Source organism: Pseudomonas sp. G166 (genome assembly GCF_037027455.2).
Classification (GTDB): domain Bacteria; phylum Pseudomonadota; class Gammaproteobacteria; order Pseudomonadales; family Pseudomonadaceae; genus Aquipseudomonas.
The window spans coordinates 384,441-405,539 of record NZ_CP146985.1 but is presented as its reverse complement, the minus strand read 5'-3'; the positions used below and the strand labels follow the sequence as shown (position 1 = coordinate 405,539).

The window sequence follows — 21,099 nt, the reverse complement described above, 5'->3', positions numbered from 1 at the left end:
TATACAAATTACGCACGATGAGGTTGAACCATGTCCGCCTTCTTTGCTGAACGCGCGCTGCTGCCTAGTGGATGGGCCAATGCTGTACGTCTTGAGGTCAGCGCCGAGGGCGTCCTGACTCATGTCCAGGCCGACTCCCACGCAGATGGCGCCGAGCGGCTGGGCGGTCCACTGTTGCCGGGCATGCCGAACCTGCACTCCCACGCCTTCCAACGCGCCATGGCCGGGTTGGCGGAAGTGGCGGGCAATCCCAATGACAGTTTCTGGACCTGGCGCGACTTGATGTACCGCCTTGTCGGAAAAATCAGTCCCGATCAGCTCGGCATCATCGCCCGGCAGCTGTACATCGAAATGCTCAAGGCCGGCTACACCTCGGTCGCCGAATTCCACTATGTGCACCACGACACCGACGGGGCGCCCTATGCCGACCCGGCGGAACTGGCGTTGCGCATCAGCCACGCCGCCACCGCCGCCGGCATCGGCCTGACGCTGCTGCCGGTGCTCTACAGTCATTCCGGTTTTGGCGGCCAGGCGCCCAATGACGGACAGCGTCGTTTCATCAACAGCAGCGAGAACTACCTGAAACTTCAAGCACGCCTGCAGCCGGTCTTGGCCAAACAACCGGCGCAGGCGCTGGGTTTGTGCTTTCACTCCCTGCGCGCCGTAACACCTGGACAAATCCAGGAAGTGCTGGCTGCGAGCGACCGTCAGTGCCCGGTACATATCCACATCGCCGAGCAGCAGAAAGAGGTGGACGATTGCCTGAGCTGGAGCGGCGCTCGTCCGTTGCAATGGCTGTACGAAAACACCGAGGTGGATCAGCGCTGGTGCCTGGTCCACGCGACCCACGCCAACGCTGATGAAGTCAGCCTCATGGCCAAGAGCCGGGCCATCGCCGGCCTGTGCCTGACCACCGAAGCCAACCTGGGCGACGGAATTTTTCCAGCCGTGGACTTCCTCGCCCAAGGCGGGCGCCTGGGCATCGGTTCCGACAGTCATGTGTCGCTCAGTGTGGTCGAAGAGTTGCGCTGGTTGGAATATGGCCAGCGCCTGCGGGACCAACGCCGCAACCGCTTGTATCGGGCGGATCAGCCAATGGTCGGTCGTACCTTGTTCGATGCGGCGCTGGAAGGTGGCGCCCAGGCCTTGGGGCAACCGGTCGGTGCCCTCGAAATCGGCAAGCGCGCCGACTGGCTGGTACTCGATGGCAACGATCCGTACCTGGCCACGGCCCATGGTGACGGGATTCTCAATCGCTGGCTGTTTGCCGGCGGGGATCGCCAGGTGCGCGATGTGATGGTTGGCGGACAATGGGTGGTGCGCGACGGACGCCATGCCGGCGAAGAAGAAAGCGCCCAGGCGTTTACCCAGGTCCTGCGCGAACTTTTAGGCTGACACGGATAAAAAATGTGGGAGCGAGCTTGCTCGCGATGAGGCCTTCTCATTCAACACTGAGGTTGATTGAAAGTCCGTCATCGCGAGCAAGCTCGCTCCCACATTGGTTCTCGGGAGGCAATTAGTCCGAAGTCTTGGCCATCTGTCGATCCGACGCGCGCCAGATCAAGCGTGTCGTATCGTAGCCCTGCTGACGCGCCGTGCTCAGCAGCTCTTCGCGCACAACGCTATTGACGGTCGGCGTACGGGACAGCAGCCACATATAGCGGCGGCTCGGGTCGCCGACGATGGCGGTCTTGTAGTCGTCGCTGACGTACAACACCCAGTACTGCCCTTTCGCCACGCCCGGCACGATCCGTGAAAACCAGTTGTCGAACTCGACCCAGAGCTTGTCGGTCTTGCCCGGCACCTGTGGCGTCGCAGTGCCCTTGGCCTCTTCCCACTGCCAGTCCGAAGTCAGGCAGCGATTGAGCACACCCATATTGCCGTCAGGCTTGAGGGTGTAGTGAGCTTCCGATTGGGCGCAATTGCGCTGGAAATACATGGGCAGGCGGGCCAACTCGTACCAGGTCCCTTGGTAACGCTTGAGGTTGACGCTGTTGACAGTCTTGGGTGCCAACGGGTCTTCGCCAGAAGTGGCACAGCCAGCCAAAACCAGGCCAGCTAAAAACACTAACACTAACCGCATCATTATTTTTCTCCCGCGGGCACTGAGTGACCTGCGTGGTGAGTTCGTCGGCTCAAATTCGAAGGCGAACTTGACTGGCAGAACCGATCACACAGGACACTATCCCCGGTTTACTTCAGGCCTTGGCCGGAAAACATCAACACTTTGTCACCAGCGTACTGCACGCTGATAAAGCTTTTCTGATCGCCCCAGGTGCAACTGGACATGCCGAGCGCGCCTGAACAATCAGTCGGTTTCCCCAGTAACGTTTCGACTTCGGACTTGGGCATGCCAGCCGACAGCTTCGAATAGTTTTCCTGGTTGACCTTGCTGCACGCAGTCAGTACGACGCATACAAACAACAAGGCGATAGATCGCAGCGACATGGTGTAACTCCTGGAACGGAAGGGGGTGGCAGGGTGCCAACCAGAAGCTTAGAAGAGAAAACCCCCATCTGGTTCCCCGACGGCCCCAGTATTTATTGGGCTTCGCCAGGTGTTTCATAGGTGAAACACTCAGTTTGTGACAGCATCGTGCATTTCGTCGGAATGGAATCGCAGACGGCTGATGGGACGGGTTCCTGCGCCGATAAAAAGAAACAGCGCAATCTACTGCGTTATGGCAAATTGACGCCCCGTCCTGACCCGTCTCTCCGCGGTAGTGTTCTTAATGACCAGAAACATGAAATTCAGCCACAAAATACTGCTGGCTGCTGCTCTCGTGGTAGCCGTTGCATTCGCCTGTTTCATCCTGTTCAACGACTATCGGCAGCGCCAAAGCCTGCACGCCAGCACCGAAACCTCCATGCAGGAACTCGGCAACCTGACCAGTCGTAACATCCAGACGTGGGTCGAAGGCCGTATCCAATTGCTGCAATCGCTGGCCCAGCAGATCGCCGTAGACGGCAGCAGCGCCGACAGCCTCAAACGCGCCGTGGGCCTGCCGGCATACACCAGCAATTTTCAGCTCAGCTATTTCGGTGGCACCGACGGCGTGATGTTCTCGGTACCGGCCGGCAATCGCGCCGCCGATTACGACCCCCGCGCCCGTGGCTGGTACAAGGCCGCCAGTAGCGCACAGCAAACCATCGTGACCGAGCCCTACATTGCCGCCTCGTCGGGCAAACTGGTGATCACCGTCGCCACCCCCGTGCAGCACCAGAACCAGATGATCGGCGTGGCCGGTGCAGACATCGACCTGTCCAGCGTCAGCGCCATCATCAACTCGCTGAATTTCGGCGGCCACGGCCATGCGTTCATCGTCAGCGCCGACGGCAAGATCCTCATCCACCCTGACAGCAAGCGCGTACTCAAGACCCTGGCCGAGGCCTACCCCAACGGTGCACCGCAAATCAGCCCGGGCGTCAAAGAGGTCGAGCTCGACGGCAAGACCCAGTTCATCTCCTTCACCCACGTCAATGGTTTGCCGGGGGCCGATTGGTATGTGGCACTGGTGCTCGACAAGGACACCGCCCTGGCGATGCTCAGCGAGTTCCGGACCTCGGCACTGATCGCCATGACCATTGCCGTGGTGTTCATCATCGCCCTACTGGGCATGTTGATCCGCGTGCTGATGCAACCGCTGCTGACCATGGGCCGCGCCATGCATGACATCGCCGAAGGCGAAGGCGACCTGACCCGACGCCTGGTCATCCATGGCCACGATGAGTTCGGCGCCCTGGGTACATCGTTCAACCGTTTTGTCGAGCGCATCCATACCTCGATCCGTGAGGTAGCCTCGGCCACCGGCCAGGTCAATGAAGTCGCCCTGCGCGTGGTCAGTGCGTCCAACTCGTCGATGTTCAACTCCGACCAGCAGGCGTCGCGCACCAGCAGCGTAGCCGCGGCCATCAACCAACTCGGCGCCGCCGCCCAGGAAATCGCCCAGAACGCCGCCCTCGCTTCACAGCACTCCAGCGATGCCCGCAGCCTGGCTGAAGACGGCCAGCACGTGGTGGATAAAACCATCGCCGCCATGCAGCAGTTGTCAGCCAAGATCAGCGATTCGTGCGGCAACATCGAAACCCTGAACAGCAACACAGTGAACATCGGCCAGATCCTGGAGGTGATCACCAGCATTTCCCAGCAGACCAACCTGCTCGCCCTGAATGCCGCCATCGAAGCCGCCCGGGCCGGTGAAGCCGGACGCGGCTTCGCGGTGGTGGCCGATGAAGTGCGCAACCTCGCCCACCGCACCCAGGATTCGGCGCAGCAAGTGCAGAAGATGATCGAAGAACTGCAAGTCGGCGCCCGGGAAGCGGTGCTGACCATGACCGACAGCCAGCGCCAGAGCGAAAGCAGCGTCGGCATCGCCAACCAGGCCGGCGAACGCCTGGGCAGCGTGACCCAGCGCATCGGTGAAATCGACGGCATGAACCAGTCCGTGGCCACCGCCACCGAAGAACAGACCGCCGTGGTGGAATCGATCAATGTCGACATCACCGAGATCAACACGCTGAACCAGGAAGGCGTGGAAAACCTGCAGGCTACCTTGCGCGCCTGTGCTGACCTGGAACAGCAGGCGGCGCGGTTGAAGCAGTTGGTAGGCAGCTTCCGAATCTAGCGCCTGGACTGGCCCCATCGCGAGCAAGCTCGCTCCCACATTGAACCGAGCCTACTGTTAGCACGCGGTCGAATGTGGGAGCGGGCTTGCTCGCGATAGCGGCATCAGCCTCACAGCAAAAATCAGAACCTGGACCCAGGCCTGTTCAAGAACTCGATTTCCTCAGCCGTAGACTCGCGCCCCAACACCGCATTGCGATGGGGAAACCGCCCAAACCGCGCGATGATCTTCTGATGCCGCTCGGCATAATCCAGGTTGTCTTCAAACACCGCCCGATCCGCTTCGGGTTGCTCTCGGACCAGGTCGATAAACCGTGACACGGCTTCGTTCTGCACCGCCAGGTTTTCGCAGTGTTCGAGTACCAGGTAGATGAACACCCGCTGGATCGGCTTGAGTTGCCGGTCGAAACCCGCCGCCAGGCCCTGGGCCACCAGCGCTTGGGCACGCAGGTCACCGGAAAAAGCCTTGGGGGTGTCGCGAAAAATCATTCGCGGGAGTTGGTCGAGTGAGAGCACCAAGGCCAGCCAACCTTCCGGGCGTTGCGCCCAGTCGGTCAATCCGCCGGCCAGTACCTGCTCGACCAGATCGCCGAAGCGCTCGCGCGCCTGGCGATCATGGCGTTTGCCGAACCACAGCTTGCCCTTGTCAGCGGCGATTTCGTCCGGTGTGCCGGCTGAGCCGAACCACCAATCGAGCAACGGCTGCCAGGGCTCGGCCATGCCTTATTCCTTGTGGTAGGCCGTGGCGCGGGCGACTTCTTCCTTGGAACCAAGGAACACCGCCACACGCTGGTGCAGGCCTTCAGGCTGGATGTCGAGGATACGCTGGTGACCGTCGGTGGAAGCACCACCCGCCTGCTCCACCAGGAACGACATCGGGTTGGCTTCATACATCAGGCGCAGTTTGCCCGGCTTGGACGGTTCGCGGCTGTCGCGTGGGTACATGAACAGACCGCCACGGGTGAGGATCCGGTGCACATCGGCAACCATCGCGGCGACCCAACGCATGTTGTAGTTCTTCTTCAGCGGACCTTCTTCGCCCGCCAGCAATTCTTCGACGTAGCGTTTTACCGGGGCTTCCCAATGACGCTGGTTGGACATGTTGATGGCGAATTCCTGGGTGGTTTCAGGAATGGTGATGTCTTCGTGGGTCAGGACGAAGCTGCCCATCTCGCGGTCCAGGGTGAAGCCTTTGACGCCGTCGCCCAAGGTCAGCACCAGCATGGTCTGCGGGCCGTAGATGGCATAACCGGCGGCAACCTGCTGGGTGCCTGGCTGCAGGAACGCCTTTTCATTCAGGGCTTCGTTCTGGCTCAGGTATTCGTTCGGGCAACGCAGCACCGAGAAAATGGTGCCGACTGGCGCGTTGATGTCGATGTTCGACGAACCGTCCAGGGGGTCGAATACCAGCAGGTAGGCACCCTTGGGGTATTTGCCCGGGATCTGGTAGGCATTGTCCATTTCCTCGGACGCCATGCCGGCCAGGTGGCCGCCCCATTCGTTGGCTTCAAGCAGGATTTCGTTGGAAAGCACGTCGAGCTTCTTCTGCACTTCGCCCTGCACGTTTTCAGTGCCCATGCTGCCCAGGACACCACCCAGTGCGCCTTTGGAGACGGCGTGGCTGATCTCCTTGCACGCACGCGCCACCACTTCGATCAAAAAGCGCAGATCGGCAGGGGTGTTGTTGCTACGGGTCTGCTCAATCAAATAGCGACTCAAGGTAACGCGGGACATGGACGGCTCCGAAGAATAGGGGGCGGAAAAACCAGCGCAGTTTAGCGCGAGTCGGGACTTAATTCCTCCTATGAGACGGGGAATGGAGGATTGAGTTCACGGGGTAGCGGCTCGCTTGGGTATTTCTGTTGATTGAGAGGACGCCATCGCGAGCAAGCCCGCTCCCACAATAGACCGCGTTTGTCGAAACAACTCGGTCAACTGTGGGAGCGAGCTTGCTCGCGATGAATGCACCTCAACTCTTGACCGGCGGCTTGCGCAACAAGCTGAACGCCATCGCCGCGAGGAACAGCACACTGATCAACAACACCGCCCACAAGCCGATTTTCTTCCAGTTGGTCTCGACCGTTGCAGGCGTGGTTGCAGCGGCCGCCTCCGGTGTCGAGGTTGCCAGCCCACTCACCGTCGCCGTACCCAGGGCCGCCAGGCGTGACGGTTTGTAATCGGGCACCAGCGTCGTCAATGGCAAGCTGGCGGCTTTCACCGTCGCGCTGCCCAGCGCCAGGCTGTAGGGCCCTTCGCCGCGCGCCAGGAACACCACCTGGGTCGGCCGTACGGCAAAGCGCAGGGCCGGGGCTTCACTACCCAGGCCACCGCCACGCTCGTCCACCGTCAGTTTCAATTGCTGGACCGTCTGGCCGGACAGTTGCAGTTGGTTCTGCAACACATCCTGGCCGTTCTGAGTCAGGCGATACAGCAAGCCACTGCCCATCGGCTGCCATGGCAGACTGCTTTCCCGGCGCCCGGCCAGGGTCACCGGCGCCAGGCTGTTGGCTTGGCTCAGGTCGACCTGCACCTGCTCGATATTCAGCCCCATGGGCAGTTGCCAGGTGTATTCACCGGCCTTCGTGGTGGCGCCAGTCAAAGGTTTCGACCAGACCAACGGCAACGGCAGGCTTTCGCGGCTGGCGCTTTGCAACTGGGCCGAGGTCAGCACCGGCGCGGAGGACGGCGAATCCCACAACAACCGCAGATAGCGCGCCGGTTGCCCCGGCAGGTTCACCTCATGCTGCTCGACCCGCTCATCGGCAAAGGTCAGGCGCGCCACCTGGCCTTCACCCCATGACTTCCAGTATTGCAAGTCGTCACTGGCCTCGATGGTGAAGCGCTGGAAGCCGTCGCGCTCGCTGGTCCAGTCGAGAATCAACTGCTGCAGCGGTGCCTTGATCGCGCTGGCATCCAACAGCCAGCCACGCAGCTCTTCCTCCCCCGCCTCGAGCCGACTCGATGGCTGGACTTCCACCAGCGTGCCATTGGCGTTCGATTGCACTCGCACACTGGGCGCGCGCTCGTTGTCATCGGCGGCGTTGTACAGCGGGAACCACTTCACATCGGTAAGGATGCGGTTTTCCCGGCTCTGGGCCGACTCGTGAACCAATGCATAGGCCTGGGCTTGCCCGGCCGCGTTGAAAACCCGCAGATCGCTCAGGTCGGTCTGTCGCGCCTGCAACTGAACATCCAACGGCAATGGGAGGCGATACCAAGGCCCTTCGCCACTCAAGACCAGCGGCACCTGATGGGCAAAGTCCGCCGGTTGCTCCTGGGCCGTAGCCGACAATGCCATCCATAACCCGACCACACCCAGCCCGATCCGACTCAACTTGCGACTCAAGACGACACTCCCTCATTGACAGGCATCGGCGGTTCGGCCGGCGAGGCCGCTTCCGGACGCTTTGGCGGCAGTGGCGCGAAGTAGCCGACCACCAGCAGCAAGACACCCACACCGATAAACGACACGATCCGCGCCAGACCGCCACGGTTACTCAATTCAACAAAGAACAGCTTGGCCACGACCACGGCAATCAACGCCGCGCCGATCAGCCACACTTCACGCCGATGCCGCAGATGCCCACCAATCATCAAGCCCAGGGCGATCAGGGTCCAGACGATGGAAAGCCCGGCCTGTACGAACATGGACTCCAGCAACGCATCCAGCTCGAACGGCACCCCCATCCACTGGTGGGCGCTGCGCATCACCAGGGCGGTGAAGAAGGCGAACAGCGACACGCCGGCGACCAACTGGGCGATGTGTCCGACGCGACTCCAACGGTTCGTCGATTGCGCCACGGCGTTGCGGGCCCACACATAGACACCGAACAAGGCGAACAGCAGGCCCAGCTCCAAGGGATTGAGCAGCGGCACATAAGGCAATGGCTCCGCGGTGCCATCGCTGAAGGTGTTGGTCAGCCAGAACCAACCGAGCATCAACAGCGCCATGGGTGCCGCGGCGTAAATACGATATTCGCGCGGCTGGGCCGAGACCGGCCACGGCCAGGCACGCGGCGCGGCCATCAACACCAGGTACAGGCTCGGCAAGATCGCCCAACCCAACCAGCGCCAGGCGTTGTACTGCTCGGACAGCAACAGCAGGCCGTAACGCAACTCCAGCATCAACACCGCCATCAGCAACCAGCAACCGAGCACATGGGCGGTACTGCGCGCCTGGGCCGGCAGCATCGGCGCCAGGCGCTTGAGCGAGAGGAAGTGCACGCCAAATACCGCCAGCCAGGCCAGCCAACCGAAATCCGCGGCCGGGTGATAGTAGCTGTGCCCCATTGCCACCAGCACACAGCCCGCCGCCGGAATCAACAAGGTGCACAGCAGCCCCAGCGCCGGCCAGTTCAAACGCAGCGCCAAGACGGTCCACAGCGCCACACTGATCGCCGCGACGAACAGCAGCAAACTGCCCTGCAGGTTCACCGGGGCAAAGCGCAGCACTTCGCTGACCCACGCCAACGCCCACCAACCGGCTCCCCAGATCAACAACATCTCGGACAGGCGCTGCAAGCTCATGGCTTCGAATTCCGCTGCCGCATGGCCACGCTGCAGTCGCCACGCCCCCACCAACGCCGCCAGGCCCAACACCAGCGGTGTCCAGAACCCGCTATGGGCCAGAGGTCGCAAATCCTCGGTATTGAGCGGCCCCAGTAGCGCCGGCCCCGCCGTCAGGAACGCCGCACCGCCGAGCAGTTGCAACAGCAGGCCGAACACAAAGCTCACTCGCTGCTTCAAGTACAGGCTCAGCCAGATGATCAGCAGACCGCTGGCCGCCCACACCCCGCTCGCGGTTTGCCAAGGCAGGACGAACAGCACCGCGAGATTGATCAGCACCAGCCCCGCCAGCAACACCACTGACAACCCGCGCAGCAACCGGACATCGTTGCGCACCATGTCATCGCGCGCCGCCAGCAACATGCCGCCAATCAACGCCAGGCCGATCAGGGAGGCGCTGAGCAAACCGCTCCAGCCGGCACTGAACACCGCCGCCGAGTCGCCCTCGGCCCCCTGCAGGCGCAACAGGAACAGCGCACCACCGAGCAGTTGCACCGCAAACGCGGTGAACAGGAAGCTGCGCGATTGCAGGCGCAGGCCCACAAACAGCGTCACCAAACCGGCCACGGCCCAGGCGATAGCGGTGCCATGGGTGAAGAAAAACAGCGGCGCCAGCAAATACAGGAAGCTGAGCCCCAGGACAGCCAACACCGGTAAACCCTGGCGCTCCCAATTCGAGGTGAGCTCCGGCGCAGCCTTGCGCAGTTGGTAGAAGGTGAACAGCAAGGCGCCGCCAAGCATCAATGCGCCCAACGGGGCGCCATCCAGCAGGCTGCCTTCGCCGGGACGCAGTTCGCTGATGAAGGCCAGCGCCGAGCCCAGTTGCAGTAACAAGGCAAAGGCCCGGGCCAAGGGGCGTTGCTGGCGCAGGCCCAGCCAGAAGATCCCCGCGCCCTCCACGGCCCAGGCCGCCGAGGTCCAGCGGGCGTCGAGCCCCAATGGAATCGCCAGGCTGGCAAAAATCACCCCCAAGGCCAGGCAGGTTTCAGCCAGCAGCAAGGCGCGTCCACCCATCAGCACCCGAGCCAGGCCCATGTAGATCATGCCCAGGGCCAGGGCGCTGAACGCAGCGGCAAATTCCAAATGCTGCACCAACGCGAACTGCAGGCCGAAGCCCACCAGCGGGGGCGCGAACAACATCGTACCGTCCACGTAATCGCCCTTGCGCGCTGACCAGCGCAACACCGCGTCCCGACTGCCATCCTCGGGAGCATCGTTCATTTCCAACAGTTTGCGGCGGGTGAACAACAAGCCAATCGCCAGGTACATCAGGAAGAACAGAATCAGGAACGGCTCGGTGCTCCAGAGCAGCTCCGGCGCGTACGAGCGCAGGCCCCAAGCGAAACCGATACCGAAGGTGCCGACAAAGCCAATCAGGTTGAGCAGGCGCCAGGCCTTGAACCAGGCAATCGCAAGGATGCCGGCATTGAGCAGGATGAAATAGCTGAACAGGGCAACGTGGTTGCCGCTGCCGGTGGAAGTCAGGATGGGCGCGGCAAACCCGCCCAGCGCCGCGGCTGCGGCCAGGCCCAAGGCATTCTGGGTCACCGCCAGGATCGCTGAGAACACCGTGACCGCCACCAGCAAGCCCAGGGCCGCCTTGGAGTCGAGCAACGGATGCAGGCGCATGGCGGCGAACACCGTCAGGTACAGCACCGCGATCCCGGTGCCCTGGAGCATCAATGCATAATTGTTGTTGCGTTGGCGCAGCCACCAACCCAGGCCCAGCAGGCCCAAGGCGCTGGCCGCAACACCGGCGTACCGCAGCTCGATCGGTACCACCATGCCTTCGGTGGCATAGCGCAGCAGAAACGCCAGACCGAGGAACAACAGCACCACGCCGACCCGCAGCACGGTGTTGCCGCCAAACAACCAGTTGCGTGCACCCATCATGGCGCGGTCGAACAGACTCGGGCCACGAGGGGCCGCGGGCTCCGCAACCATCGGTTCCAGGGGCAACGGTGCAAAGTCGCGGTCGGCACGCCTGCTGGAAGTCGCTGGCGCAGGGGTCCAGATATCATCGGGCAACGGCTGGCTGGCCTGGGTAGCCATCGCGGCAGCCGGCTCGAGGTCTGGCGGCAATTCCCGACGAGTTCTGGCTCAGTGCGCGTCTCGGGCTTCGCGGCCTGGGGTACGACAACCTCGGGCGCCGACGCCGGCTCACTCGATTCGGCCACCTTACCGCGTTCGAGAACCGCCAGGCGTGCGTCCAGCGTGAGCACGTTCTGCTGGGCCTCTTGCAACAGAACCTGTTGCTTGGCGGCCTGGGCTGCGAGGCGGCTCAGGCCAAAGGTCTGGGCGATGCCAAGTCCCACCAGCGCACCTATCAGCGCATCGGCGAACGACTCATCCACCACCCAGCCCAGTGCCAGGCCCAACAGCGTCAATATCCATTGCATGGTCGATATCCCTAAGCGGCCCGTTGCGGGCGTAACCGGGGCAATGCGGTGCCTGGATCAGTCCAGTGGAAACCACCCAAACCCTGTGGGAGCGAGCTTGCTCGCGATAGCGGCGTGTCAGGCGCATTGATATTGCCTGACCCACGGCTATCGCGAGCAAGCTCGCTCCCACATAGGATTGTTGGCATCCCCAGTACTGAGTCCAGCCACACAGCCCGGCGAAACTGGCGCTTAGTATATCGACGAAGCCCAACCACCGTTGGGCTTCGCTCACATTTCTTACAGCAAACGCTACTCCAGGGCTTTCCAGATGTCGGTGGCGTACTCGCGGATGGTCCGGTCCGAGGAGAACCAGCCCATGCGCGCGGTGTTGAGCACCGCTGAACGCCACCACTGCTTGGAGTCGTGCCAACGCTCTTCGACCTTGGCCTGGGCGCTCCAGTACGAGTCGAAATCGGCGCAGACCAGGAAGCGGTCATAGTCCACCAGCGAGTCCACCAGCCCGGTGTAGCGCATCGGATCATCCGGCGAGAACACCCCGCCACGAATCGCCTGTAGCACATCATTGAGGCGATGGGACGCGGCGATGTCCGGTGCGGCACTGAATTCACCGTTCTGCTTGCGAGCTTCTACCTGTTCGGCGGTCAGGCCGAAGATGAACATGTGCTCACCGCCGACGCGCTCGTGCATCTCCACGTTAGCGCCGTCCATGGTGCCGATGGTCAGCGCACCGTTGAGGCCGAACTTCATGTTACTGGTGCCCGAGGCTTCGAAACCGGCCGTGGAGATCTGCTCCGACAGGTCCGCCGCCGGGATGATGCTTTCGGCCAGGCTGACGTTGTAGTTGGGCAGGAACACCACTTTGAGCAGGCCGCGCACGGTCGGGTCGTTGTTCACCACCCGAGCGATGTCGTTGGTCAGCTTGATGATCAGCTTGGCCTGGTGGTAACTGGCGGCGGCCTTGCCGGCAAAAATTTTCACCCGCGGCACCCAATCCACTTCTGGTTCAGCACGGATCGCCTGGTACAGCGCCACGGTGTGCATCAGGTTGAGCAACTGGCGTTTGTATTCGTGGATCCGCTTGACCTGCACGTCAAACATCGCCGCCGGGTTCACGGCAATGCCCAACCGCTCGTGAATCAGGTACGCGAGGGCTTTTTTGCTATGCAGGCGCTGCTCGGCGAACTGTTTGCGAAATGCCGGTTTATCGGCGAACGGCTCCAGCTCGATCAGGCGCTCCTCGGGGTTGTCGAGCACGCTCGGGCCAAGGGCATCGACCATCATCGAGGTCAGTTCGGAGTTGGCCTGGAACAACCAGCGGCGGAAGGTGATGCCGTTGGTCTTGTTATTGATCCGATCCGGATAGAGCTTGTGCAGCTCGGAGAACACCGTGCTGCGCATCAATTGCGTGTGCAACCCGGACACACCATTGACGCTGTGGGAGCCGAGGAATGCCAGGTTCCCCATGCGCACCCGGCGACCGTTGTCTTCTTCGATCAGCGAAACCGAGCGCAGCACGTCGAAATCATGCACGCCCTTGGCCCGCAGCGAATCGATGTGCTGGGCGTTGATCAGGTAGATGATCTGCATGTGCCGGGGCAGCATGCGCTCCATCAGCCCAACCGGCCAGGTTTCCAGGGCCTCGGGCAGCAACGTGTGGTTGGTGTAGGACAGCGTGTCCTGGGTGATCTGCCAGGCCGCATCCCAGGCCACGTCGTAGACGTCCACCAATTGCCGCATCAGCTCGGCCACGGCGATCGATGGGTGGGTGTCGTTGAGCTGGATCGCCGCATGGTCGCCCAAGGTCAGCACCGAGGTGTGCATGTTGCGGTGACGGCGCAGCAAATCCTGCAGTGAGGCGGCAACGAAGAAGTATTCCTGGCGCAGGCGCAGTTCCTGGCCGGCTTCAGTGCTGTCGGCCGGGTACAACACGCGGGAAATGCTTTCGGCCCGGGCCACTTCCGCCACTGCGCCCAAGTGGTCGCCAGCATTGAAGCGTTCCAAGTGCAGGTCTTCCACCGCCCGGGCGCGCCACAGGCGCAGGGTGTTGACGCTGGCACCACGCCAACCCACCACCGGGGTGTCATAGGCAATAGCACGCACGGTTTCACCCGGCGTCCAGACTTGCCGGGTCTTGCCGGCCTCATCGGTCACCGTCTCGACGCCGCCACCGAAGCCGATCGGGTAGACCACCTCCGGCCGCTCGAACTCCCACGGGTTGCCGAAATCCAACCAATGCTCGGTCTGCTCCTGCTGCCAGCCGTCGACGATGGCCTGGCGGAACAGACCGTGTTCATAACGAATGCCGTAGCCATGGCCGGCGATACCCAGGGTGGACATGCTTTCCATGAAACACGCCGCCAAGCGGCCAAGACCGCCGTTGCCCAGTGCCGCATCGGGCTCGAGCAGGCGGATGCGTTCCAGGTCCACGCCCAGCTCGGTCAAGGCTTCACGAGCGGTATCCAGCAAGCCAAGGTTGCTCAGGCTGTCGTAGAGCAAACGACCGATGAGGAACTCCAGGGAGAGGTAATAGACGCGCTTCTGGCCCTTGCGGTAGATCTGCCGCGTGTGGTCCATCCAGTGGTCGACCATGTGGTCGCGGGCGGCCAGGGCAATGGCTTCGAACCAGTCGTGATCAAACGCATGATCCGGGTCCTTGCCGACGGCATAAGTGAGTTTGGTCAACACAGCATCGCGAAAAGCAGCGACTTCGGCTTCGCGAACAAGTGGTTCTTGAGTCATTGATGAGACCTCGAACGAGCATGGAATTGTCTGAGCCTAGTCGGTCTGACAGGCGGCACAGGCTCTGGTTCGGTGGTTTTTCCAAGGTGTCGGAGAATCGCCGCCAGGGAACTGCCATATGAACGAATGAATGCAGGGGGCGTGCCGCTCCTGGAGCGTTTTAGCGGGGATTAAAAAAAACCGGCAGATGGTCGTTCAAAATTTCACCAGTCCCGGTATCATCGCGCGCCCTGATGCATGCTGGTAAACCTTGATGATGAAGCCCAACCTGATCGCCGCCGCGGAACTCGACCGACTCGATACCTGGGCCAAGTACTCCGCCCCGATGTGCGGTTCCTGCGTGTCGAGCTGCTGCACGCTGCCGGTGGAGGTCAAGATCAAGGACCTGATCCGGATTGGCATCGTCGATGAATTCGAGCTGGGCGACCCGCCGAAAAACATCGCCAAGCGCCTGCAAAAGGAAGGGATCGTCGAGCGTTACAACCAGAAGTCCGAGATCTTCACGCTCCAGCGCATGAGCAACAACGATTGCCTTTATCTGGACCGCAAGAGCCGGTTGTGCACCATTTACGAGAAGCGCCCGGACACCTGCCGCAACCATCCGCGGGTCGGGCCACGGCCGGGGTATTGTGCCTACAAGCCCAAGGAAGTAGAGCGCGAGCGCAATCCGCGGACGTTGGACAAGTTCTGATCTGCTGACGGCTCAGTGGTGTCTGAACCATAGTCATCGCGAGCAAGCTCGCTCCCACAGTGGATTTATGTCGGACACAAAATCTGTATCCGCTGAAAATCAACTGTGGGAGCGAGCTTGCTCGCGATAGGGCCCTGACAGACACCACATAACTTCCAGGCATAAAAAAACGCCCCCGATCTCACAATCAGGGGCGTTTTTTTTCAGCCATTAACTAAGTCGAAACTCAGTTACCGCTTTTCTTGGCAGCGCGGGTACGCTCGCTTTCGCCCAGGATCTTCTTGCGAAGACGGATGGACTTAGGAGTGACTTCACACAGCTCGTCTTCTTGCACGAACTCCAGAGCCTGCTCCAGGGTGAACTTGACCGGCGGAACCAGGGCGATGGTTTCGTCTTTGCCCGAAGCACGCATGTTGTCGAGCTTCTTGCCTTTGGTCGGGTTCACGCCCAGGTCGTTGTCGCGGCTGTTCAGGCCGACGATTTGACCTTCGTAGATGTCCTGGCCGTGTTCAACGAACAGCTTGCCACGAGCCTGCAGGGTTTCCAGCGAGTAGGTCAGTGCCTTGCCGGTCGCAACCGATACCAGCACGCCGTTCTGACGGCCGGACATGTCACCGGACTTCATCACGTCGTAACGATCGAAGATCGAAGTCAGGATGCCGCCACCGGAGGTCAGGGTCAGGAACTCGTTACGGAAACCGATCAGGCCACGGGCCGGGATGTTGTACTCAAGGCGCACACGGCCCTTGCCATCCGGAACCATGTTGGTCAGGTCGCCTTTACGCAGGCCCATTTGCTCCATGATCGCGCCCTGGGATTCTTCCGGCAGGTCGATGGTCACGTTTTCGTACGGTTCGTGCTTGACGCCGTCAACCATACGGATGATCACTTCAGGACGACCCACGCCCATTTCGAAGCCTTCGCGACGCATGGTTTCGATCAGTACCGAGAGGTGCAGCTCACCACGGCCGGAAACCTTGAACTTGTCGGCCGAGTCGCCTTCTTCAACGCGCAGTGCAACGTTGTAGAGCAGCTCTTTGTCCAGGCGTTCCTTGATGTTACGGCTGGTCACGAACTTGCCTTCTTTACCGCAGAATGGCGAGTCGTTGACCTGGAAGGTCATGGAAACGGTTGGCTCGTCGACGGTCAACGGCTTCATCGCTTCGACGTTCATCGGGTCGCACAGGGTGTCGGAGATGAACAGTTGCTCGAAGCCGCTGATGCAGACGATGTCGCCGGCTGCCGCTTCTTCAACGTCGATGCGGTGCAGACCGTGGTGACCCATCAGCTTGAGGATACGACCGTTACGCTTCTTGCCGTCGGCATCGATCGCCACGACCGGGGTGTTCGGCTTGATGCGACCACGGGCGATACGGCCAACACCGATAACACCCAGGAAGCTGTTGTAGTCCAGTGCCGAGATTTGCATCTGGAACGGACCGTCACGGTCGACTTTCGGCGCCGGTACGTTGTCGACGATCGACTGGTACAGCGGGGTCATGTCTTCGGCCATGTCGGTGTGGTCCAGACCGGCAATACCGTTCAGGGCCGAGGCGTAGACGACTTTGAAGTCCAGCTGTTCTTCGGTGGCACCGAGGTTGTCGAACAGGTCGAAGATCTGGTCCAGAACCCAGTCCGGACGCGCGCCTGGACGGTCAACCTTGTTGATGACCACGATCGGACGCAGGCCGGCTTCGAAAGCCTTCTTGGTCACGAAACGGGTTTGCGGCATAGGGCCGTCCTGGGCGTCAACCAGCAGCAGCACGGAGTCGACCATCGACATCACGCGCTCTACTTCACCACCGAAGTCGGCGTGGCCCGGGGTGTCCACGATGTTGATGTGGTAGCCGTTCCAGTTGATGGCGGTGTTTTTCGCCAGGATGGTAATACCGCGCTCTTTCTCCTGGTCGTTGGAGTCCATCACGCGCTCGTCGTTGAGCTCGTTGCGCTCCAGGGTGCCGGATTGACGCAAGAGTTTGTCTACCAGGGTGGTCTTACCATGGTCAACGTGAGCAATGATGGCGATGTTGCGTAGATTTTCGATCACTTGTGTATCTCGATCAGAGGATTCGGTGTGCTGACAGGTCGTGGCAGCGATTTACGTTGAGTCCGACAAAGCCGTTACAGCCTGTCGGCGGCGTCGGGGGGCCGGTGACGCAGGCCACAGGCAAACAGCCCCGGGCACTTAGCTCGGTCGATAAACGCGCACATTGGCATGCCCCTCACTGAGCAAATGGTGGGCATGCAGGCGACTCATCACGCCTTTGTCGCAATACAGCAGGTACTGGCGAGTAGGGTCCAGTTCCTTGAAACGCGCGTTCACTGCATAGAACGGCATCGTTTTTACCTCGATGCCGGCGACACTCAGCGGGTCGTCTTCAGCGTCGTCCGGATGACGGATGTCGATGATGATCTGACCGGCCAGCGCTTCGCCGACTTCTTCAATCTGGATGTCCTGGCCCAATTCATCGATGACTCGATCGATTGGTACCAGCCTGGCGTTTTCGAGCGCACGCTCGAGCACCGCCATGTCGAATTCTTTCTCTTCGTGCTCCACCCGCCCGCGCTTGGCGTGGGTCTTGGGGTTCACCGAAATGACCCCGCAGTATTCGGGCATGTGCCTGGCGAAGTCGGCGGTGCCGATTTCATTGGCCTGGTCGATGATGTCCTGCTTGTGGCTGGCGATCAGCGGACGCAAGACCAGCTTCTCGGTCACGCAGTCGATCACCGACAGGTTCGGCAGCGTCTGGCTGGATACCTGGGAGATCGCCTCGCCCGTCACCAGCGCATCGATTTGCAGGCGGTCGGCAATTCGTGAAGCGGCGCGCAACATCATACGCTTCAAAATGACGCCCATATGACTGTTATCGACTTTGCCGAGAATCTCACCCAGGACTTCTTCGAACGGCACACTCACAAATAACACGCGTTGGGAGCTGCCGTACTTCTTCCAGATGAAGTGCGCGACTTCCATCACGCCCAGTTCATGGGCGCGCCCGCCGAGGTTGAAGAAGCAGAAATGGCTCATCAAGCCGCGACGCATGATCTGATAGGCAGCGACCGTGGAGTCGAAACCGCCGGACATCAGCACCAGGGTCTGCTCCAGCGAACCCAGCGGATAACCGCCGATGCTGTTGTGCTGGCTGTGGATCACGAACAGGCGCTGGTCGCGAATCTCGATACGTACTTCGATCTGTGGGTCTTTCAACGAAATACCGGCCGCACCACACTGCCGGCGCAGCTGGCTGCCGACGTACTTTTCCACATCCATCGAACTGAACGGGTGCTTGCCGGCACGCTTGCAACGCACCGAAAAAATCTTGCCGGCCAGGGCATCACCATAATGAAGCATGCACTTGGCAAGGATGTCGTCGAAATCCCCCAGCGGGTATTCATCGACCTGCAGGAAGTGCGCGATACCCGGCATGCAGCTCAGGCGCTCGGTCATTTCCTTGAGGATCCTGGGTTCGCTGACGCGGGTTTCCAATTCGAGATTGTCCCACACGCCGCTCACCACCACGACCGGGTCCAGATCACGGAGCACAGTGCGGATGTTCTTGGCCAACTGGCGGATGAAACGCATCCGTACCGGGCGGCTCTTGATGGTGATCTCGGGGAAGACTTTTACGATTAGTTTCATGAAAACAGCGCGCGAACGGCCAGCCGAAAAAGGGGGGCGCGGATTATAGCGGAAATTGCTCAAGGTTTAACCAGTTAATGTGCAGATGGTTTTGCATGCACCAAAACAGGTCATTATCGATTGACGGCGCCACATTGCAGTGCGTTATTGTCTGACAATCTGCGATTTACGCCTTCAAAAGCGTGGATTTGGTGCAAAAAACCCATGCTGGGGCACTGGCATGCAATTTGCTCCCTTGTGAGGCAGGTTGCCTTGGCAGAGTATTCGCGCCGGCATCACCCATATCTAAGGGCACTCCACTACCCGCCCGAAGCCACCCGGAGGACATATGTCGAAGTCGGTTCAACTCATCAAAGATCATGACGTCAAGTGGATTGATCTGCGCTTCACTGACACCAAAGGTACTCAACATCACGTGACCATGCCGGCCCGTGATGCGCTGGACGACGAATTCTTTGAAATCGGGAAAATGTTCGACGGCTCCTCCATCTCTGGCTGGAAAGGCATCGAAGCCTCCGACATGATCCTGATGCCGGACGACGAAACCGCCGTCCTGGACCCGTTCACCGAAGAGCCGACCCTGATCCTGGTCTGCGACATCATCGAACCTTCGACCATGCAAGGCTATGACCGCGACCCACGCGCCATCGCCCACCGCGCCGAGGAATACTTGAAGTCCACCGGTATCGGCGACACCGCTTTCTTCGGTCCTGAGCCTGAATTCTTCATCTTCGACTCGGTCAAGTTCAAGTCCGACATCTCCGGCTCCATGTTCAAGATCTTCTCCGAACAAGGTTCGTGGATGTCCGACCAGGACGTGGAAGGCGGTAACAAAGGCCACCGTCCAGGTATCAAAGGCGGTTACTTCCCGGTTCCACCGTTCGACCACGACCACGAAATCCGTACCTCCATGTGCAACGCACTGGAAGAGATGGGTCAGACCGTCGAAGTTCACCACCACGAAGTGGCGACTGCCGGCCAGAACGAAATCGGCGTGAAATTCAACACGCTGGTCAAGAAGGCTGACGAAGTCCAGACCCTGAAGTACTGCGTACACAACGTTGCTGATGCATACGGCCGCACCGCGACCTTCATGCCTAAGCCTCTGTACGGCGACAACGGTTCGGGCATGCACGTTCACATGTCGATCTCCAAAGACGGCAAGAACACCTTCGCAGGCGAAGGTTATGCCGGCCTGTCGGACACCGCCCTGTACTTCATCGGCGGCATCATCAAGCACGGCAAGGCCCTGAACGGCTTCACCAACCCGTCGACCAACTCCTACAAGCGTCTGGTACCAGGCTTCGAAGCCCCGGTCATGCTGGCCTACTCGGCTCGCAACCGTTCCGCCTCGATCCGTATTCCTTACGTGAACAGCCCTAAAGCCCGCCGTATCGAAGCTCGCTTCCCGGATCCGGCTGCCAACCCGTACCTGGCCTTCGCTGCACTGATGATGGCCGGTCTGGACGGTATCCAGAACAAGATCCACCCTGGCGATGCCGCTGACAAAAACCTGTATGACCTGCCGCCTGAAGAGGCCAAGGAAATCCCACAGGTTTGCGGCAGCCTGAAAGAAGCCCTGGAAGAGCTGGACAAGGGCCGTGCGTTCCTGACCAAGGGCGGCGTATTCAGCGATGACTTCATCGATGCTTACATCGCACTGAAAAGCGAAGAAGAAATCAAGGTTCGCACCTTCGTACACCCACTGGAATATGAGCTGTACTACAGCTGCTGATCCAGTAAACGCCGCCACGCACGGCGTGAATAAAGAGAGGCCTCCTTCGGGAGGCCTTTTTTATGGACGCAGGTTACGTGCATGATGACTCGTCGCCCCCTCATAGAAGACGAGACTGCCCATGACTTTGCGCTTCAAACTCTGCCTTGCCCTGTCTGCCGCGCTGCTGGCCTCCACCGCCGAGGCCGCCTCTGCTCCTGCCCCGGACGCCCTTACCCCACTGCTCAACGCCATTGGCGAACGCCTGGCCCTCGCCGATCAAGTGGCGCTGAGTAAATGGGACAGCCACAAACCGGTAGAAGACCGTCAGCGCGAGCGCGAAGTCATTGCCGCCGCCGTCGCCCAGGCACCGGTCTACAAGCTGAGCAGCGAAACCGTGGAAGCATTCTTCGCCGCCCAGATAGAAGCCAACAAACTGGTGCAGTACATCAATTTGTCCGACTGGGCCCTGGAAGGTAAGGCCCCGGACCTCCCACGCCCGGACCTGGTGGGACAGATCCGCCCGCAACTCGACCGACTGCAAAAACGCCTGCTGCAACAACTGGCTGACTTCGCCCCCTACCGCACCGACCCGCAGTGCCCGCAATGGCTGGCCCAAGCCACCCACCACAACAAGCAGCACCCGGTGCACCGGCTCGCCCTGATCCGGGCGACTGCTGAGCTGTGTGTCTTCACAAAATCCTAAAGACAACAATCCACCCTG

At 60.8% G+C, this 21,099-nt stretch carries 13 protein-coding genes and 1 pseudogene; 5 read left to right on the top strand and 9 right to left on the bottom strand.

What is annotated here, in order from left to right:
- Positions 1–30 precede the first annotated feature (30 nt).
- Positions 31–1,395 carry a formimidoylglutamate deiminase gene (locus tag SGN16_RS01810; protein WP_210642433.1) on the top strand — a complete coding sequence of 455 codons (1,365 nt, stop codon included), beginning with the start codon at positions 31–33 and terminating at the stop codon, positions 1,393–1,395.
- Positions 1,396–1,516: 121 nt separating this feature from the next.
- On the opposite strand, the gene SGN16_RS01805 is transcribed toward SGN16_RS01810, so the two are convergent.
- Together SGN16_RS01805 and SGN16_RS01800 are read right to left on the bottom strand one after the other, a co-directional pair.
- Positions 1,517–2,086, bottom strand: a complete 570-nt coding sequence (locus SGN16_RS01805) for a lipocalin family protein (protein ID WP_210642432.1) — start codon at positions 2,084–2,086, stop codon at positions 1,517–1,519.
- A gap of 107 nt (positions 2,087–2,193) precedes the next feature.
- Positions 2,194–2,448, bottom strand: a complete 255-nt coding sequence (locus tag SGN16_RS01800; RefSeq protein WP_003196877.1) for a hypothetical protein — start codon at positions 2,446–2,448, stop codon at positions 2,194–2,196.
- Positions 2,449–2,731: 283 nt separating this feature from the next.
- On the opposite strand from SGN16_RS01800, the gene SGN16_RS01795 reads away from it, so the two are divergent.
- A complete protein-coding gene (locus tag SGN16_RS01795; RefSeq protein ID WP_210642431.1) occupies positions 2,732–4,624 on the top strand; it encodes a methyl-accepting chemotaxis protein in 1,893 nt (630 codons plus the stop codon).
- 122 nt (positions 4,625–4,746) lie between these two features.
- Here the strand turns inward: SGN16_RS01795 and SGN16_RS01790 are convergent, their stop codons facing one another.
- The 5 genes and pseudogenes from SGN16_RS01790 to SGN16_RS01770 form a co-directional block, all read right to left on the bottom strand.
- A complete protein-coding gene (locus tag SGN16_RS01790) occupies positions 4,747–5,343 on the bottom strand; it encodes a DUF924 family protein (RefSeq protein ID WP_335943744.1) in 597 nt (198 codons plus the stop codon).
- Between the two features lie 3 nt (positions 5,344–5,346).
- Complete coding sequence (locus SGN16_RS01785) at positions 5,347–6,357, bottom strand: class 1 fructose-bisphosphatase (RefSeq protein WP_210642429.1); 1,011 nt, start codon at positions 6,355–6,357, stop codon at positions 5,347–5,349.
- A 235-nt stretch (positions 6,358–6,592) separates the two neighbouring features.
- Positions 6,593–7,969, bottom strand: a complete 1,377-nt coding sequence (locus SGN16_RS01780) for a DUF3999 domain-containing protein (RefSeq protein WP_335943743.1) — start codon at positions 7,967–7,969, stop codon at positions 6,593–6,595.
- Positions 7,966–11,588, bottom strand: a pseudogene (locus SGN16_RS01775) (DUF2339 domain-containing protein). The gene SGN16_RS01780 and the pseudogene SGN16_RS01775 overlap by 4 nt, the downstream one beginning before the upstream one ends.
- A 291-nt stretch (positions 11,589–11,879) precedes the next feature.
- Positions 11,880–14,330 (bottom strand): glycogen/starch/alpha-glucan phosphorylase, encoded by a 2,451-nt coding sequence (locus SGN16_RS01770; protein ID WP_210642426.1) that lies wholly within the window; start codon positions 14,328–14,330, stop codon positions 11,880–11,882.
- A gap of 253 nt (positions 14,331–14,583) precedes the next feature.
- Here SGN16_RS01770 and SGN16_RS01765 point away from each other — a divergent pair, with 253 nt between their 5' ends.
- Positions 14,584–15,021, top strand: a complete 438-nt coding sequence (locus SGN16_RS01765) for a YkgJ family cysteine cluster protein (RefSeq protein ID WP_135843250.1) — start codon at positions 14,584–14,586, stop codon at positions 15,019–15,021.
- Between the two features lie 226 nt (positions 15,022–15,247).
- Here the strand turns inward: SGN16_RS01765 and typA are convergent, their stop codons facing one another.
- A complete protein-coding gene (gene typA / locus SGN16_RS01760) occupies positions 15,248–17,068 on the bottom strand; it encodes a translational GTPase TypA (protein ID WP_210642425.1) in 1,821 nt (606 codons plus the stop codon).
- Between the two features lie 138 nt (positions 17,069–17,206).
- Complete coding sequence (gene thiI, locus SGN16_RS01755; RefSeq protein ID WP_335943741.1) at positions 17,207–18,661, bottom strand: tRNA uracil 4-sulfurtransferase ThiI; 1,455 nt, start codon at positions 18,659–18,661, stop codon at positions 17,207–17,209.
- A gap of 328 nt (positions 18,662–18,989) precedes the next feature.
- Between thiI and glnA the strand changes: the two genes are divergently transcribed.
- Both glnA and SGN16_RS01745 read left to right on the top strand, forming a co-directional pair.
- Entirely contained in the window at positions 18,990–20,396 is a 1,407-nt protein-coding gene (glnA, locus tag SGN16_RS01750; protein WP_003196860.1) for a type I glutamate--ammonia ligase, read from the top strand.
- A 121-nt stretch (positions 20,397–20,517) separates the two neighbouring features.
- Positions 20,518–21,081 carry a chorismate mutase gene (locus SGN16_RS01745; protein WP_335943740.1) on the top strand — a complete coding sequence of 188 codons (564 nt, stop codon included), beginning with the start codon at positions 20,518–20,520 and terminating at the stop codon, positions 21,079–21,081.
- Positions 21,082–21,099 lie beyond the last annotated feature (18 nt).